Annotated in this window: 14 protein-coding genes and 1 pseudogene; 7 read left to right on the top strand and 8 right to left on the bottom strand. The window is 66.5% G+C overall.

All coding sequences use genetic code 11. The features are described 5' to 3' along the window. Nucleotides 1-198 precede the first annotated feature (198 nt). The 3 genes and pseudogenes from AB0L95_RS00690 to AB0L95_RS00700 all read left to right on the top strand — a co-directional run. Nucleotides 199-339: pseudogene (locus AB0L95_RS00690) on the top strand (NUDIX hydrolase); the annotation flags it as partial. A gap of 370 nt (nucleotides 340-709) precedes the next feature. Continuing rightward, nucleotides 710-1960, top strand: coding sequence for a hypothetical protein (locus AB0L95_RS00695; RefSeq protein ID WP_365154774.1), 1251 nt, complete (start codon nucleotides 710-712; stop codon nucleotides 1958-1960). A gap of 155 nt (nucleotides 1961-2115) precedes the next feature. Further along, nucleotides 2116-2529, top strand: coding sequence for an NUDIX hydrolase (locus AB0L95_RS00700; protein ID WP_365154777.1), 414 nt, complete (start codon nucleotides 2116-2118; stop codon nucleotides 2527-2529). Between the two features lie 241 nt (nucleotides 2530-2770). Here AB0L95_RS00700 and AB0L95_RS00705 read toward each other — a convergent pair whose 3' ends face one another. Together AB0L95_RS00705 and aspS are read right to left on the bottom strand one after the other, a co-directional pair. After that, complete coding sequence (locus AB0L95_RS00705) at nucleotides 2771-3340, bottom strand: amino acid transporter (protein WP_365156432.1); 570 nt, start codon at nucleotides 3338-3340, stop codon at nucleotides 2771-2773. Between the two features lie 128 nt (nucleotides 3341-3468). Then, nucleotides 3469-4791 (bottom strand): aspartate--tRNA(Asn) ligase, encoded by a 1323-nt coding sequence (gene aspS / locus AB0L95_RS00710; RefSeq protein WP_365154780.1) that lies wholly within the window; start codon nucleotides 4789-4791, stop codon nucleotides 3469-3471. 521 nt (nucleotides 4792-5312) lie between these two features. Here aspS and AB0L95_RS00715 point away from each other — a divergent pair. After that, on the top strand, nucleotides 5313-6296 hold the full coding sequence (locus AB0L95_RS00715) for a hypothetical protein (RefSeq protein ID WP_365154783.1): 984 nt from the start codon (nucleotides 5313-5315) through the stop codon (nucleotides 6294-6296). A gap of 44 nt (nucleotides 6297-6340) precedes the next feature. Here the strand turns inward: AB0L95_RS00715 and serS are convergent, their stop codons facing one another. Then, the gene (serS, locus tag AB0L95_RS00720) at nucleotides 6341-7657 is read right to left on the bottom strand and encodes a serine--tRNA ligase (protein WP_365154786.1); all 1317 of its coding nucleotides are present in this window, start codon (nucleotides 7655-7657) and stop codon (nucleotides 6341-6343) included. Between the two features lie 346 nt (nucleotides 7658-8003). On the opposite strand from serS, the gene AB0L95_RS00725 reads away from it, so the two are divergent. Further along, nucleotides 8004-8612 (top strand): HD domain-containing protein, encoded by a 609-nt coding sequence (locus tag AB0L95_RS00725; protein WP_365156435.1) that lies wholly within the window; start codon nucleotides 8004-8006, stop codon nucleotides 8610-8612. 10 nt (nucleotides 8613-8622) lie between these two features. On the opposite strand, the gene AB0L95_RS00730 is transcribed toward AB0L95_RS00725, so the two are convergent. The 5 genes from AB0L95_RS00730 to AB0L95_RS00750 form a co-directional block, all read right to left on the bottom strand. Beyond that, nucleotides 8623-9090 carry an NUDIX domain-containing protein gene (locus AB0L95_RS00730; RefSeq protein WP_365154789.1) on the bottom strand — a complete coding sequence of 156 codons (468 nt, stop codon included), beginning with the start codon at nucleotides 9088-9090 and terminating at the stop codon, nucleotides 8623-8625. Nucleotides 9091-9097: 7 nt separating this feature from the next. Then, nucleotides 9098-9253 carry a hypothetical protein gene (locus AB0L95_RS00735; protein WP_199880944.1) on the bottom strand — a complete coding sequence of 52 codons (156 nt, stop codon included), beginning with the start codon at nucleotides 9251-9253 and terminating at the stop codon, nucleotides 9098-9100. A 262-nt stretch (nucleotides 9254-9515) separates the two neighbouring features. Next, entirely contained in the window at nucleotides 9516-10337 is an 822-nt protein-coding gene (locus AB0L95_RS00740) for a DUF317 domain-containing protein (RefSeq protein ID WP_362491089.1), read from the bottom strand. Nucleotides 10338-10353: 16 nt separating this feature from the next. After that, nucleotides 10354-10644 carry a hypothetical protein gene (locus tag AB0L95_RS00745; protein WP_362491092.1) on the bottom strand — a complete coding sequence of 97 codons (291 nt, stop codon included), beginning with the start codon at nucleotides 10642-10644 and terminating at the stop codon, nucleotides 10354-10356. Nucleotides 10645-10742: 98 nt separating this feature from the next. Continuing rightward, nucleotides 10743-11096, bottom strand: a complete 354-nt coding sequence (locus tag AB0L95_RS00750; protein ID WP_093724906.1) for a DUF317 domain-containing protein — start codon at nucleotides 11094-11096, stop codon at nucleotides 10743-10745. A gap of 490 nt (nucleotides 11097-11586) precedes the next feature. Between AB0L95_RS00750 and AB0L95_RS00755 the strand changes: the two genes are divergently transcribed. Continuing rightward, complete coding sequence (locus AB0L95_RS00755; RefSeq protein ID WP_365154793.1) at nucleotides 11587-14157, top strand: GIY-YIG nuclease family protein; 2571 nt, start codon at nucleotides 11587-11589, stop codon at nucleotides 14155-14157. A 145-nt stretch (nucleotides 14158-14302) separates the two neighbouring features. Next, nucleotides 14303-15826, top strand: a complete 1524-nt coding sequence (locus AB0L95_RS00760; protein ID WP_365154796.1) for a gamma-glutamyltransferase — start codon at nucleotides 14303-14305, stop codon at nucleotides 15824-15826. Nucleotides 15827-16183 lie beyond the last annotated feature (357 nt).

Below are 16183 nucleotides of genomic sequence, written 5' to 3' on the forward strand. Positions count from 1 at the left end.
TAGGGGCGACCTGCCGTCAGGTGAAAGCACCCGTAAGTTGATTAATGTAGTGAGTGATGTGCGGCATCCTGTGCGGCAGTTGATCGAACGGGAAGAGGCGGAGCGCCTGGCATTCGCCAAGGACGAGGTCGGTTGCGGCAACTTCCCCCCTCTACGGAGCGAGGAACAGCTGCGGCGGGATGATCTGCGGCAGGAGGGACCGCGACGGCCCGCGAGACGCTGGATTAGACGGGCGTGTGCTGTGCTGTACGGCGCGGTCTGGTTGAGCGGATCCATCCGGCGACGGGTGTCCACTGCGTGTACCTGGCAGGGGACGCAACGAACAGTGATGCGGTTGAAGAGCGGCTTGGGTGGCGAAGAATGCGGCGGGCCTGTAGGTTCTCAATTTCAGTGTCAGGCGCCGACCCTGTGACCTGGATATTTCCCTTGAGTCTCACGTTGTGTCGGCAGGCGGCTGTCTCAGATCGGTGTCATTTCCTCAGGCTGTCCAGCAGGCTGCAACGCGGCCCGGGGCGTCACGAACCTGCATCGGCAACCATCCGTTCCACCCACTCACACACCTTCGTTGCACACGAACGTCCCGAGCGTCGTCGCTGACAAGCGCCTGCGGGACTACGGACGGGTTGATCAGCCCATAATTGGAGTCAGTGCCGAGCGACCCGGCGCATCGCACCCGCCCCGGGTGCACTCACCGCGATCGGAGAGCATCGTGAAGAACAGCGCGTTGTGGCGAGTGGTTGACAACGAGAGTGGTACCCAGTCCATCGTCAGCTCGCCCTCCGAGGCGGTCGCGTTCGTCAACAGCCGGTTCGACACCGATGACGACGACGAGCCGTTCAGCATCACCGAGGTCGGTCCTCTCCTTCCGAAGCCGCTCGGGGTCATCACTGCATGGGCTGCCGAGAAGGACGGCGAGCGAACCGACGGGCGTACTGCCCCGATCACCATCAGGCCGGTTGTGACGGACAACGCCAGCGAGTGCGATGACGTCGTGCTCTGGGGCGACGTGTACGTCTCCTGGGACCACGACATGTACACCGTCGAGGAGCCGGACAGCTCCGAGTACAGCGAGGCTTACAGCGCAGCCGAGTTGAGCGCGATCCTCGACGAGTACGCCGATGACTACGAGTACGCGCCTGAAGGGCCTGAAGGGCCCGACAGCCACAGGTGGCCGAAACCGGAAGAGTTGATCACCTACGGCGCCCAGGAGTGCGCCAAGCGGTTCGGGCACCTCGACGACGACGCCCTGCTGTGGCTCGCTGCCACCCGCATCACGCTCGCCGTGTGGCGCAACACACCCGTCGAGAACTGGCATGCCGGGAAGAGTCCGCTGCACGACGGCACAATGATGCGGATCAACGCGGCAACCACCCGACTCGTGCGCTCGATGCTGTCGTTCGACCATGTCGACTGGATCGGTCTCGGTCTCGCGATCGTCAACCCGTCCCGGGTTCTACCGACCGGGCAGTCTGTGCTCGAGCTCGGGCTGGCCTGCCACAACCCTGACGACCCGGCACACGAGGATGATCCGCGCGTAGAACTCGCGGAGATGGCACAGGTCGCGATCTCATGGGGGCGAAGGTACTGCCTTAGCGAGAAGGAGTTCGGTCTGCGAACCCTGGTCGAATCCTTGTGCGCGTTCGACAACGGCTGGTTCGGAGCACCGAGTTGGGGGCGCATCGTCGATCGGTTCCTTACGGCTGTCGACGACCGGGAGAATGCGCACTGGCGCATACACCGGGACAAGCCTTGGTTCGACGAGTGGTTCACCAACCGGTCGGCCGACATTGCGGACACCACGGAATTTCGTCGGCTGCTCCTTGCCGGGCCCGACCTGCTGTCCGAGGAGGCCGCCGAATGGTGCGTGGATGGCGCCATCGGCTACGTCTGTCAGGACGACCACGCAAACGGCTGCCCGCTGTGCGGTATCCCGCTGGCAACGGAGTCCTCAAACGAGTGACAGCAGTGGCCAGCGATTCTCAATCCCGTGTCAGTTCGGCCAGTCACATGACATCGCGACTGAGAAAATGACACGGGATCTGAGAACCTACAGGGCCGCTTCATGTCCGTCGACACGATCTACCCGCCGATGCTGGCAGCACTGGAGGAAGACGTATGACCGAGCAAACGGCACAAGAGCGACCGGGCATCGCAGCCGCGATCGTGGTACAGGACGGCGCCGTGCTCATGGTTCGCCGCCGGGTCGCGGAAGGTCAACTGTCTTGGCAGTTCCCGGCGGGCGAGATCGAGGGGACGGAGACCCCTGAACAGGCAGCCGTGCGAGAGACGAGCGAAGAGGTCGGCATGGAGGTGACCGCTCTCAAGGTCCTCGGAGAACGGGTTCACCCCAAGACTGGCCGGAAGATGACCTACGTGGCCTGTGTCGAAGAGTCCGGCGCTCCTTACGTGGCGGACGACGATGAACTGGCTGAGGTGGCATGGGTCCGGCATGCCCAGATTCCCGCGTACGTGCCATACGGCCTCTTCGACGCGGTGCAGGTATATCTCGACGCCGCACTGAGCCGGTAACACTTCGGTGCGTGCTGCGGACGGAGGACGAGGCAGCTTCGGGTAATCAGACCGCCCTCCCGACGAGCTAAGGAACTGGTCGTGGACACTGAAATCGGCCTGATCTGCATGCGGTTGGTTAGCGTGGCTTCGCCATTGCCTCGTCGACCAAGTGTTCACTCATGGAGTGCCAGAGCTTCAGGTTGTATAACTCTCGTGCCACCTTCGTGTCTCCCGCGGACCGCGCTCGGCGGCCGACGTCTCATTTGTGTGCGTCCGGTGGCGTAAGACGCTGCCGCCATGGGTGGTCCGGCACGGTTACTGCGATGGCGTCCGCCAACCAAATGCGTTGAGGTTCGCCGAGCAGCGGCAGTACCGCTTCGAAGTCTGTCTCATCCTTCTCCCGTGTCGCCTTCGCCTTGTAGTAGAGCTGCACCTCGGGCGCCAGGTAGGGGATACCAGTCCCGCTTCTTCGTCCCAACCGCTCGATCGGAAGCCGGATCCGTGGGGTACGCCGAGAGACCCAATGGGTGCCCTCCGCCTCGTCCAGCATCAGCTGCACGGACCAGGGTGCCTCAGGCGTGCGTCGGCACCAGATGTCGTGGAGGGGCGGCTGAAGAGTCTCCCCAGAACGCCACGGGCGCAGCCGCCCCATGCCAGGTGGGTCCGCCACGTACAGGTCCCAGTCGGTCAAGAGATCGCGCACGCGAGCTTGGTCGCGTCGGAGGACGAGGACATCGAGATCGCCGTGCGGGCGTAGCTCACGGCCGACGGCGAGTTCGATCGCGTACCCGCCAGCGATCCACCACGGGAAGTCGGCCGCAGCGAACATGACAGCTAGATCTTCGGGACGAGCCGGCATCCAGCGCCCCACTCCCTCAATACTCACCTGTCCATGCTCTCAGTGAACGAGGCCCCGGAAGGGAAATCCGACGTAGGCCAGCCATACACAGAGGCCAGCTATGGGGTGAGCCGGTTCGGTCCGCGGAAGAGGAAGGTGGCCTCGCGGATCGACTCCAGTCCGAGCAAGACCATGAGCACGCGTCCAAGGCCCATGCCCAGCCCGCCGTGCGGTGGGCACCCGTACCGGAACGCGTTCAGGTAGTCCTGCATCGGCTCCGGACTCATGCCCTTCTCGGCGGCTTGCTTCAGCAGCACGTCGTAGCGGTGCTCGCGCTGGGCGCCGGTGGTGATCTCCAGCCCCTTCCAGAGCAGGTCGAAGCTCAGGGTCACGCTCGGGTCGTCGGCCGGCCGCATGTGGTAGAAGGGCCGGATGCTCACGGGGTAGTGGGTGATGAACACGAACTCGTGGCCGGTGGCCTGCTGGATGTGGGCGCTGATGCTCCGCTCGCCCTCCGGGTCCAGGTCCTCCTTGGTTCCTTCCGAGTCCCAGCCGCCCTTGCGCAGGATGTCGTGCGCCTTGGCCATGGTGATGCGGGGGAAGGGCGTCGTGGGGACGGTGATCTCCACGCCGAACTGCTCCCGGACCGCATCGCCGTGTGCACCGGCGACCTTGGCGATGGCGTGGGCGAGCATCTGCTCCTCGAACGCCATAACGTCCTCGACGCCGTCAATCCAGGCCAGCTCGACGTCGACGCCGGTGAACTCGGTGGCGTGCCGGGAGGTGAACGACGGCTCTGCACGAAAGACGGGGCCGATCTCGAAGACCTTCTCGATTCCGGCCGAGATCGCCATCTGCTTGTAGAACTGCGGCGACTGGGCGAGATAGGCGCTGCGATCGAAGTAGCCGAGTTCGAAGACCTCCGCGCCAGACTCCGAGGCGGTGCCCATGAGCTTGGGGGTGTGCATTTCCGTGGCGCCCTGGGCATAGGCGTACTCGCGCATCCCCTGCTCAAGGGTGGTCTGCACGGCGAACATCAGCTGAGCGGCGGGACGGCGGCGTACGTCCAAGAACCGCCAGTCCAGGCGGTGCTCCAGGCCCGTGTGCTCGTCGATGGGCAGCGGTGTCGCGGCCCGGCTCAGGACCTCGACCCGCTCCGGGATGATCTCCAGGCTGTGGAGCTTCACGATCGGGTTCTCGACGACGCGGCCGGTGATCCGCACCGCGGACTCCGGCGTGAGCTGCTCAAGGGCGGCCTCGATGTCGTCGCCTGCGCCGCCGCGCCGATGGGTGACCTGCACCATGCCCGTGTGGTCGCGTACGACGACGAACTGGACCTTACTCAGCAGGCGCAGAGTGTGCGCCCAGCCCGACACGGAAACGGTTCGACCCAAGTGCTCGCGCAGGTCAGATACCAGTACACGATCGGTCGTATGGATCATCGCAGCCCTCCAGGGCGTCATGGTGATCCCTTGGGGGCGCGGGCGAGAAGGGGACTCGCGGTTCCACCACGCCTTCACCACCACTCGACAGTGGCGGCCTCATTCGTGGCCGGTAACGGGGCCAGCCGGCGGGGCATTGGACCACATGGCCGTTCCTCCCCGCACTCAGGAGGGTCTTCACCCCGGGGCGCGAGGCTGCCTTCCCAGCTGCCAGCAGCTCTCTCGGCTCGCGTGATCCCGGGCTACTCGTCTCCGTCATCGCGTTGTGACGGAGGATAGCGAGCCAGAGCCTCGAGACGACAGCGAGATTTCTGCGTAGATCGTGATCGTGCCAGTGGGCAGGTTCCGAAGCAGGTGCGGCCACCCGACGATCAACGGCGCCAGGAAGGAGGAGGTGTAGTCGCACTGATGATGACGCTACCCGGGACGCAGCCTACGAGGCTCAGTCAGCGAATGGACGGACACGGATCCGCGTGACAATTTCGTGGCGCCGAGAAACACAGCTCCCCCATCCTGACGGAATGCCCGACATCATCACCTCGCGCCTTCAGTACAACGCCACAGCGGTACGCCCAAACTGGAAGGACCTCCCACAAGACGTTCGCCAGCTCATCACCCGACGCCTCGGAGGCTCAGTACAGGCCGGGCGCAGCGCAGGCAGCGGATTTACCAGCGGCTTCGCCGCTGTACTCCACGGGGCCTTCGGACCTCTGTTCGTCAAGGCGGTCAAGAGCCTCGACAACAGCGTGGTCGCCGACTCCTACCGCAGGGAAGCGTTGATCAACCAGGCGCTCCCGGCAGAGATTCCGGCGCCACGCCTGCAGTGGATTGAGGAGCACGACGGATGGGTCGTTCTCGGCATCGACGCTGTCCCCGGTGGCCGCATGCCCACCACACCGTGGAAGTCTGATGAGCTAACGGCCACTCTCGACGCGTACACGATCACAGCAGAGGCACTCTCCACCCCACCCACAGCACTCCAGCATGTGGGCCTCAAGCCGGTGGGTGACGGCGGTGACTTCGCCGACTGGCGCAACCTCGCCCGAGGCGCCACGTCCACGAACGCCCTGCCTTCCTGGGTACCACTCGACCTACTGGACGTGCTGGCCAGCCTGGAAAGCGGATGGCGGGAGGCCGTCGCAGGCAATGCCGTCCTCCACCACGACCTACGACAGGACAACGTGCTGATCGATGCGTACGGCGCCGCGTGGATCTGCGACTGGAACTGGCCCTGCCTGGGTGCGAGCTGGTTCGACCTCGTCCTGCTCCTGGCCACCGCCTACGCCGACGGCCACGACGCCACCGCCCTGTTCACCCAGCACCCCACCGCCCGCGGAGTCGCCGACGAACAACTCGATGCGGCGCTCGCCGCTCTCTCCGGTTTCTTCCTCACCTCCGGCGGACAGCCCGCAGCAGACTGGTCACCGCATCTTCGCCAGCACCAGACGTGGTGTGGAGAGGTCACACTGCGATGGCTGGCTAACCGGCGTGGTTGGGCATTCTGACCTGGGGCCCACCCGTTCAGTGTTCTACAGACAGCCCGCTCAGCTCAGGCCGAGGGCGGTGCTGTCAGGACACCGCTCGGGATCCACTTGCGCAACACGTCGGGTACCTCCACCGTGCCGTCGGCCCGCTGGTGCTGCTCCAGCAGCGCGGGCACAAGCCTGCTCGTGGCCAGACCTGAGCCGTTCAGCGTGTGGACGAACATCGACTTCCCCTGTTGCGGCCGGTAGCGGATGTTGCCACGCCTCGCCTGGTAGTCGCGGGCATTCGACACCGAGCTGACCTCGACGTACGCCTCGATGCTCGGCAGCCACACCTCGACGTCGTACGTCTTGGCCATCGCTGCGCTGGTGTCCCCGGCCGCGAGTCGCGTGATCCGATAGTGCAGGCCCAGTCCCTTTACCAAGTCCTCCGCTCTGCCGAGAAGCTCCTGGTGTGCGGCGTCCGAGGCGTCCGGGTGGGTGAACTGGAACAGCTCGACCTTGTTGAACTGGTGACCGCGCAGGGTCCCCCGTTCAGCCGTGCGGTAGCCGCCGGCCTCCTTGCGGTAGCACGGCGTGTACGCGACGTACTTCCGAGGCAGCTCCGTCTCGGGCAGCGTCTCGTCCCGGTGCAGATTGACCAACGCTGTCTCCGCGGTCGGGAGCAGGAACCGCTCCGGACCTTGCTCCCCCTGCTCCAAGGCGAAGACCTCGTCCGCAAACTTGGGGAACTGGCCCGCGGTGTACCCGGCCGCGAAGGTCAGGATGTGCGGTGGCAACACGAACTCATAGCCGTCCCGCACATGTGCCTCCAGGAAGTGGTTCAGCAGCGCCCACTCCAGGAGCGCGCCGTCGCCCCGGTAGATCCAGAAGCCGCTGCCGCCGAGCTTCGTGCCCCGCTCATAGTCGACCAAGCCCAGAGTTCGAGCGAGCTCCACATGGTCCCTGGGCGTGAAACCGAACTTCGGACGCTGGCCGGCTTCACGAATGACCTCGTTGTTCTCCTTGCCCCCGGCCAGCACGTCCGCGTCGGGTAGGTTCGGCAGCGGATCAAGGAAGACCTGACGCGCCTGCTCCAGTTCGATGAGCCGCGCCTCGACGGCGGTCAGCTGCTCGCCCACGGCCGATGCTTCACCGTGCAGACTTGCCACGCCCTCCCCAACCCGCTGCCGTTTAGCGATCTCGCCCGAGATCCTCTTGCGCTCCCCACGGAGGCGTTCCATCTCAGCCCGCACCTGTCGGTAGTCGTCGTCCAGTCGAAGAAACTCGTCGAGGTCGACGTGGACCGCCCGCTTGGCTAGCGCCTGCTGGACACGGACTGGGTTCTGGCGAATCAGGGTGACATCGATCATCCTGCCGTGCTCCGTTCGATCAGTCATCATGACGTGATCCCTTGGGAGCGCGGGCGAGAAGGGGCAACTCGCGGTGCCACCGCGCCTTCGCCACCAGCAGATGGTGGCCTCATTCACGACCCGGTCACGGGGGTCAACCGGCGGGGCATTGGACCTTCCCTAAGGCCGTTCCTCCCCGCACTCGGGAGGGGATTCACCTGGGGCGCGAGGCTGCCTTCCCAGCTGCCAGCAGCTCTCTCGGCTCGCGTGATCCCTGGCTACTCGTCTCCGTCAACGCGTTGCCCGGAAGGATACGTACGCCGCGATCGGGTCCGCAATCGAGAAACGCTTCGGCGGCTCCCGCAGCGTCCAGGCTTCCCCTTTGCGCACGGCCAGGATGTCCAAGACGTCCTCGCCGTCGCTGCCATATCCTCCCCAGGTGGCAACGACCAAGGTTGACTGGGCGTACGAACTGGCTGGTGAGCTGCTGAGTAGCAGCCTCCCGCGCAGGTGGGCACACTCGCAGGGCGTTGCCGCTTGCGCCCAGACGCTGGCGCCGCTGGCCGGTAACAGCGCCGAGCTGGAAGCGGCTGCGGTGCTGCATGACATCGGCTACGCGCCCCCGCTCGTCTCTACGGGATTCCATCCGCTGGACGGAGCACGGTATCTCCGGGACGTGCACGGGGCGGAGGGACGGGTTGTCCGCCTGGTCGCGAACCACTCGTATGCGCTGCTCGAAGCCGAGGAGCGTGGCCTCCGGACTGAGCTGGCCGACGAGTTCCCCCTCCTGGATGATCCGCTCCTCGTGGACGCGCTGGTCTACTGCGACATGACCACGACGCCGGACGGCCGACGGACGACGCCCCGTGAGCGGCTGCAGGAGATCTTGGGCCGCTACGGCGAGGACAGCGTGGTCGGGCGTTTCATCCGCCGGGCCGCCCCGCACATCCACGCGAGTGTGGATCGGGTGCGGGCGGCTGCGGTCGAGGCCGGCGTGGAGCTGTAAGTCCGAGCGGTCAGCCGAGGTAGGGGTAAGCCCCGGTCAGGTAGTGGCCGATCTGCTCGTGCATGCTCGGGTGGATGTCGAGCTTGTCCAGGTCGTCCGGGTGAACCCAGCGCACGCCGTCGGCCTCCTCATTGACGGTGGGCTTGCCCCCTAGGGGGCGGCCGACGTACACGGCCTCGTACTGCTGCCGGATCTCGCCGTCGGTGTACTCGATGATGTGCTCCGGGTTGGAGTAGACGCCGAGGAAACCGGTGACCGCCGCGACGATGCGGGTCTCCTCCTCGCACTCGCGGACGGCGCACTGCGCCGGGCTCTCGCCGATGTCCTGGGCTCCTCCGGGCAGGGCCCACTGGCCGGTGTCGCGGCGTCGCTGGAGAAGGATGGCGCCTTCGTCGTTGACCACGAGCAGGTTGCTGGCGGGGATAAGGGTGTTGGCCTTGGGGGCCTTGGGGTCGTGGTAGTACTCGGTCCTGCCCACGGCAGTGCTACTCCTGTCTGTCGGGCGCCCAGGGGCGCGCGGATGCCCACACGGCCTCGAAGCTGTCGCCGTACCGCTGGAACCACTCCCCGCCGTCTATGTTGCGGAGCTGGAGTAGCGGGTTGGCGCTGGCCGGCTGGCCCCAGATGTGCGGGTTGACCATGAGGTGGTCGTCGTAAGGGTGAACATGGACGAACGATGGCACTCCGGTCTGACAATCGGGGCGAGATCGTGGAACGCATCGTCTGGGCAGGCAAGATGGCACTGCTGGTGGTGATTACGGGTTCTGTCGCCGCTGTCGTCACATACTGCCGTCACGGTCCGAACCCCTCAGCGCACCGGCAAACACAGCAGCATGAAGCCCGCCCTTCCCGAAATCGGGGAGGCCGGGCTTCATGCGTCGAATGAAGGACGGACACCGGCGTTCAGCCAGCCGGGGCGCGCAGGAGCCGGTCCCGCGTGCTCGCCGGCAGCACCCGCCGCAGGACCGGTGCCGTCGAGCTGAGGGAGGCGGCGAAGGCGGCCACAAGGTCGTGCGGGACGCTGGCGGAGAAGGAGGCCGCCCACAGGCACGGTGCGCCGAGCGCGGGCTCGGCCCACGCTTGCCACCCGGCCAGCCCCGCCTCGTCGTCCTCGGTGATCAGGGCGCGCGGGTCGCCGTCCTGGATGAGAGGCGGCACCTCGCCGAGGCTGAGGTGCGAGGTGAACGTCGGGTCTGTCGCTGCCGCCTGGGGCTGGTCGATGTCGCGGAGCCATCCGTGTGCGGCGACGGCGTCCAGGACCAGCTCGGGTCCGGCAAGCGGCAGGGCGGGCTCGTCGCGAGCGTCGAGCGCGACGAGGAAGTCGGCTACGGCCTCGCCGGGGACCTCCGGGGTGAAGTAGGCCGACCACTGGGCGAGCGGGCTGCTCGTGTCCGCGCGGGCGGAGATCTGCCAGGCGATCGGCAGGTCCCCCAGGTGGAACGGTTCGTCCGCCAGGCTCCACTGGGCCCAGCGCAGGGCGTCGGGGCTGATGTGCAGGACGGTGCTGCGCAGGACCTGGCGGTCCTGGGGTGCCTCGTCCGGCTCGTGCCGTCCGCGGACGATCGTCAGGCTCGTCCAGCCCAGGCCGGCGAGCGTGTCGGCGACGGCGTCGTAGAGGCGCCCATCGTCACCGGCCAGATGCCGGGGGCCGACCCAGAACGCGGGCTGGCCGCCACGTGGAGTGGACGGGTCGGGCGGACATTCGGGGTACAGGGGCGCCTCCAAGGGGCTCGGTGCGGGTCTAGTTGCCGCCGGCACGGCGGCGGGGGCGGCGCGGGGGTGCCTGGACGTCGCCCTGCCAGGTCAGGGCGACGGCGACCTCGGGCGGCAGGTGGCCGAGCTGTGAGCCCTCGTCCCGGCCTTCGGCGAGGTAGACGACGGTCTGGCCGGTCTCGTCCACGGACTGCACGACCTGCGCCAAGCGGTGTGCCATCGGAAAGAACGGATTCATGGCCTGGCGGACCGGAGCACTGCGGTCGCAACCGGACAGCAGGTCGATGAGATCGCCGACGGTCATCTCCATGGACGTCATGAACGGCCTCCTTGGGTGAGGAAAACGGTGAGCGATGGAATCAGCCGGCGTCAGCCGACCACCCTCCCGGCGAGGACTACGCGTGGGCGCCTGCACTGTCATACGCGACGTGAGGTTTCCAGCACGCGCGCCACGGCGGCAGCGACGATGTCGGCCGGCGTCTCGGTGTCGAACGACAGCTGGTAGCCGGGTACCTTGGCGGTTCCGGTGACGGCGATCTTCCATCCCTCGCCGTCGGTGCCGGGACGACCGAGCGGGAACCAGCCGAGGTAGAACCGGCCGTCCTTGGAGCTGACGTGCACGTCCGCACGGTCGTCCACGATGAGGTTGAAGTCCTCGGCGCAGAACTGGTCCATGACGAGCGTGGGCTGGCCAGGGCCCAGCTGCCACTCGCGCAGCCGCAGGGCTTCGACGGTGGTGGAGAAACCGGGGCCGACGGAAGCCACGGTCACAGACAATCACCTCTCTGACCTGGGGTTTCTTGCAAGGTCGTCTACGTTGACATGCTCCCGCGCAGGTTGGCCAGTCTTTCTGTGATCTTTCCTGTCTGCCCCCGGCGAACTGTCGTCCTTGGACAGTGAAGCCAGTCGCCCTGGCATCTGATCCAGGCGCTTGACAGCGAACCAAGTCGTGGGGGCTTCCCACACCGCCACGGGCCCGAGGAAGTCAGCGGGAACGTCGCGATGCGGGTCTCTTGTCAGCGGCACCTCCTACACTCCGCCGATGCGACAGCCCAGGATGATGAGCTGCCTGGCCGTGGCCCTCCAGGCCATCAGGGCTGATGGGCATGGCGTCTGCCAGGCGCCTGCATGTCCCACAGGTCGCCGACAGCACGCGCCGGCAGAGCTTTCACGAGGACGGTCTCCGGTGCGGATGTCGGAGAGGGTTCCATTACCGTCCTTGTCTAACAGGGGGATTAAAGCTGTGCCTTCCGCTACTGGCTTGACCGACCTGCGCGAGCAGTGGATCCAGAAGATCTGCGCGGGGATTGCCACCTCTGTCGGTCGCCACCACCCGTTGCTGGATCCGGCGCGGATCGTCGGTAACCCGAGTGATCTGGATCTATTGCGTGCCCTCCTGATCCTGCGGATCGCCGTCTTGGACGCGCGTGGCCGGTCCACCGCGCACATCACGGGACTGCTGGCAAAGCACCCGGTCTTCGCCGATCCCAAGCCTGACACGGATCAACTCACCAGCCTGGTCGAGCATGTCCGCCGGCACGTGGAGCGCGACGGCCTTGTCGGTTCCGTCCTGCTGTTCGGCCTCGGACTGCGCGCTGCGGATCCAGAGAGCACGTATGCCCTCCTCCTGGACCACTGGTCACGTCGGTCGTCCCGCGCGGCAACCGCCGCCCAAGTGGCCAGGGAACTGGCCCGGCACTGGGGCGTGGAGGCTCGCACCGGAGAGGCTCTGGTGCCTCTCTCAGTCATATCTCTTGATGCGTACTCCGACACCATCTGGTCCAGGCTGGAAGCGGAACGCGACGCTCATGTGCGGCATGCCGCCTCAGTTGCCTTGATCAGGAAGGGCAACGACGCTCATCGCCTGTGGCTGGCGCAGTTTCCCGCCGACGAGGCCAGGCACCTATGGAAGTTGGGCGCAGATGTGGCCTACTGCACCGCGGCCAAGGAGCACCTTCGAGAGGTAAGTCGACAGCTCCGGAAGAATCACGCTCTGCGGCCAGTGATCGCCCGAGCCTTGAAACTGGTCAACGAGCAGCTAGAGATGCTCGGCGAGGCGATCGGCTGCCTGAGCGACACAGAGCGCGACATGCTGCGGGCGCGCACCCATCAGGAGCGCTTCCAGGACGCCTGCATTCAGACCTTCCTGAACCACTCCCTCGACTTCCGGCAGTCGTACCCAGGCAGTTCCTGTGTTCCTGATGCCGAAGCGGTACATGGCACCTTCGGCCCTCTGCCCTGGTGGAACATCATCGTCCGAACCGCAGCGGAGGCGGAGGCTGCCCTCGCCGCATTCACAGAGGGGGTGCTGCCCCTCGGTTTCGAGCGGGATCCCGAACATCGGAACCGCCTTCTACTCATCTGCCGTAAGCCCAGGACGGAGTCCCCGGGCATGCACGCCCACTTCGTCTTCGACCTGGACAACCCAGGCCACGCCTGCGAGCTGCTCCTCATCGCGAAGCGGGCCGGCGTCCCTATCGACCTCTATGCCCAAGCACACAACGAGTACGACGAAATCGAGTCCACCCACCTAGGCACTGTGTACGCACACATCGGTCCGGAGCTCGCCAGTCTGATCACGGAAGCCGCCACCAATGCACTGGCCCGATCCCTGCCAGACTTCCGTAACCGCGACTACGACGAACATGAGGGGATCGAACCGCTCGAAGAAGCGTTGCGCTGTCTGTCCCGCGCTGAGGTGGAGCACTTCTCCTCGGGACGCCGCATCACCGTCTCATCCCGTCACAACCTCGAAGGTGGGATCGAAGTACTGTCGTCCGACCCGCCAGTCACGCTCTCCGGATTCTCCAGGGGCACCAAGAGGCACCAGAAAACCGGCAGCTCACGGAAGACGGGCAACGGGACTCCTCTGCCCCCTCCTCGGACCACTGGGTTCGTGTACGTCCAGCGGAACCCTGCCTTCCCGGACATGCTCAAGATCGGCTACACAGACCTGCTCGCGGAGGACCGAGCCAAGAACCTGTCGGGCACATCGGTCCCCTTCCCCTTCGACGTGCTCTTCAGGGCCCACACATCCCGGCCCAAAGACGTCGAACAGGCTGTCCACCGCCTCCTCACCGCCCAACGCGTTAACGCAAGCAAGGAGTTTTTCCGCGTCTCCCTTGACACGGCCATCGAGGCGATCCGCCGGTGCCAGAGGGAGGTAACCGGTATCAACAGCTGGGAGCCGATCCCTGCGCTTCATCGCCTGCCCGCGAATGACCGAGTCGTCCTGCCACTGAGGGCAGGGCAGTTGTTCGTTCTCACCGCGTACCCCCATCTGCTCAGCTCGTCCGCTGAGGTTCTCGACATCTGGATGGCCCACGCGGACGGCGACCTCCTGGAGATCCACTCCACGCATGACCCCGGGCACGTGGCCGGAATCAGCGACAACGATCCCGGCGCTTACGAGGACCCCGTTCCCTTCCTCGACAGAGACGGAACCGTGCGGAACGGCATGCTCCATGGCAGGGAGCGCCTGGTAGCCGGCGACCGGCTGATCTGGTTCTCGGACGAGGAGGGGCCGACCGACGCCTGCGGCGTCGTCTTTGAAGCGAACGCGTCCTGCCAGGTCACCTACCGGACATCAGCCCCCCGACGGGGCCCGCTGGGTATTCCTCTCCTGCTGAACGATCCTGACCGGGACCTTCCTGATGCTATGGGGGCACTCGTCAAGGATGTCCTCGCACTGCGCCCACCGCGCACCTGGGCTCCCCGGAACCCTCAAGAAGAGGACGGCTGGGCGGTAGCAGCCACGGATCCGCAGCCGCCCGAGCACTGGCTCCCTCAACTCGAACGACGGCGAAACGACGTGCGCCGGGACCGACCCTGAGTACCGTGCGGTATGGGGGCCAGCTCGACGTGTCCATGTCCGGCGCCAGGACTGAATTACCAGCCGGATCGATTGCGCCGCGGCTCCGTAGACGGCTCGATACCCGGCTCCGGGAGCGGTCTGAGCACATGCCAGAGTGAACCGCATGATCCCCGCGCACATCCCCGACGAGCCGCCGCTGACCTACCCCGACAGCTTCGACATACCAGTCCTGTTCCGAAACGGACCCGCGAAGAAGCCTCGGCGGCAGTGGCGGACGGCCAAGCACAAGGCGTGGGCGGGATCGGACGGGTTCCCGGCGGCCGACGGCTGGTACGCCCCGACCACCACGTGGCGGGAGATCATCAAGGCTGCCACCGAAGTCGGCCGCGACGTCACCCCGCACCTGCAGAACCAGCCGCGCTACGCACACGGGGAACTGGTCGCTCGGGTCTCTCCGCTGTACGCCTACCTTGGCGCGCACGTCGTCGAGCCCCGTCACCCTGTGCCTGGGGCCAAGGGCCGGCGCCTGACCTGGAACCCGGTGTACGCGCACGGCACCGAGCGCAGCGCGAAGAACGCCGCCGGCTACCGGCTGGGCATGACGATGACCGAGTGGGCCTGCCGTTCGTTGCTGGGCCTCGGCCAGACCGAGCACCTCGAACTCGGCGGGCCCATCCCCGCTCTGTACGACACGTTCAAGGACCCGAAGAAGAAGCTGCCCGACCTGTGGGGGCGCCACGAGGCAGAGGAGAGGTACTGGCTGATCGAGGCCAAGGGTGGCGACGTCGGCCTGGGCACGCTCCGCAAAGGGTGGGCGCAGCTGGCGGCCGGCAGCAAGATCCTCGGCGCGTATGCGCACCGCACCGTCCTGGTCGGAGCGTCCGTACGTCCCGGTGACGATCTCTTCCTCACCATCGACCACGACCTACACCCTGGCCAGCCGCCCCTCAGCCCTGATGGGTCTGGCATCGACGAGGAGGCGGCGGGCGCGGGCAACCTGGAAGACCGCCTCGGCGACAGCGACGACGCGCTCATCGGCGCGGCCCGCGCCCAGATGCTCACCTACCTCGCCTTGCGCTCCGCTCCCGTCTCGCAACTGCGCACCGTGCCCGTGCCCGCAGACCGCACTTCTCGCCGTCGGCGCACCGGACTCACCACGCCCCTGGAGCACGACGGCCTCACCCTCGCCATGCGGGCCGATGCCCGCGGAGCAGCGCTCCAAGCCGAGCAGCACACCTTGCGCGCCGGTATCCGCTCCATAGGGCTCGACGACTTCCTCACCTGCCGCATCCCCGGAACCGAAGTGCACCTCGGCATGTCCCGGAAGCTCTTCGCCGCCTGCGAGCGCCTCCATGAGGAAGACCTCGCCATCGCCCGGCGCACTCCAGGACTGCGCGCCGAGGACGAGCCGAGCGGTGACCAAGAGCTCAGCGACGAAGCCCAGGAAGAACAGCGGCTCACCCAGCGGCGGATCTTCCGCGAGCAGCAGGAGGAAGCCCGCCCCCGGCTGCGCCTCCTGCTCCGCGACGCCTACGAGCGGGGTGCGACGAGCGACTGGAGCAGCCTGCTGCGCCGATCCCAGGAGCCGGCACTCGACCTGGAAGGCGACGAGAGCCTCCTCGAAGCGGCGACACCAGAGACCTACCTGGCGGTCAGCCGCTACGACCTGCCCCCGGCACGCGCCTAAATCTCCACATCAGCCGATACCAAGCGTTCGGGGGTGCGCCAAGGAGCAGCTCCCCTTGCCGGCATGACAGGCGGCAGCTGGCGCCTGGCGGTTGGAGCACCGAACGCACAGAGACGATTCGCTGATCTTGGGGCGCGGCCGACAGTCGGAGGCGGGAACTGATCACCGGCCGCTGGTCCTCATCGGCACCCCCAAGGGCGGTCCGCAGCGTCAAGGGCATCACGGGCCGCTGGTGTGGCGGGAAGTTCCCTACCGAATGTGCGTCCGTGAGCGCCGACTGAGCGTCAGCGTGCGTGATGCTCAGGTGCTCGCGCGCCCGCCCCTCAGTGTCCAGGGTGGATCACGACTGCGTGGCGG

The sequence above is a fragment of the Streptomyces sp. NPDC052036 genome (assembly GCF_040680495.1).
Lineage (GTDB): Bacteria > Actinomycetota > Actinomycetes > Streptomycetales > Streptomycetaceae > Streptomyces.

Coding starts and splice junctions, on each gene's coding strand:
- AB0L95_RS00700 (WP_365154777.1), top strand. CDS start 2,116: ATGACCGAGCAAACGGCACAAGAGCGACCGGGCATCGCAGCCGCGATC.
- AB0L95_RS00705 (WP_365156432.1), bottom strand. CDS start 3,340: ATGTTCGCTGCGGCCGACTTCCCGTGGTGGATCGCTGGCGGGTACGCG.
- aspS (WP_365154780.1), bottom strand. CDS start 4,791: ATGATCCATACGACCGATCGTGTACTGGTATCTGACCTGCGCGAGCAC.
- AB0L95_RS00715 (WP_365154783.1), top strand. CDS start 5,313: ATGCCCGACATCATCACCTCGCGCCTTCAGTACAACGCCACAGCGGTA.
- serS (WP_365154786.1), bottom strand. CDS start 7,657: ATGATGACTGATCGAACGGAGCACGGCAGGATGATCGATGTCACCCTG.
- AB0L95_RS00725 (WP_365156435.1), top strand. CDS start 8,004: ATGTCCAAGACGTCCTCGCCGTCGCTGCCATATCCTCCCCAGGTGGCA.
- AB0L95_RS00735 (WP_199880944.1), bottom strand. CDS start 9,253: ATGGTCAACCCGCACATCTGGGGCCAGCCGGCCAGCGCCAACCCGCTA.
- AB0L95_RS00745 (WP_362491092.1), bottom strand. CDS start 10,644: ATGACGTCCATGGAGATGACCGTCGGCGATCTCATCGACCTGCTGTCC.
- AB0L95_RS00760 (WP_365154796.1), top strand. CDS start 14,303: ATGATCCCCGCGCACATCCCCGACGAGCCGCCGCTGACCTACCCCGAC.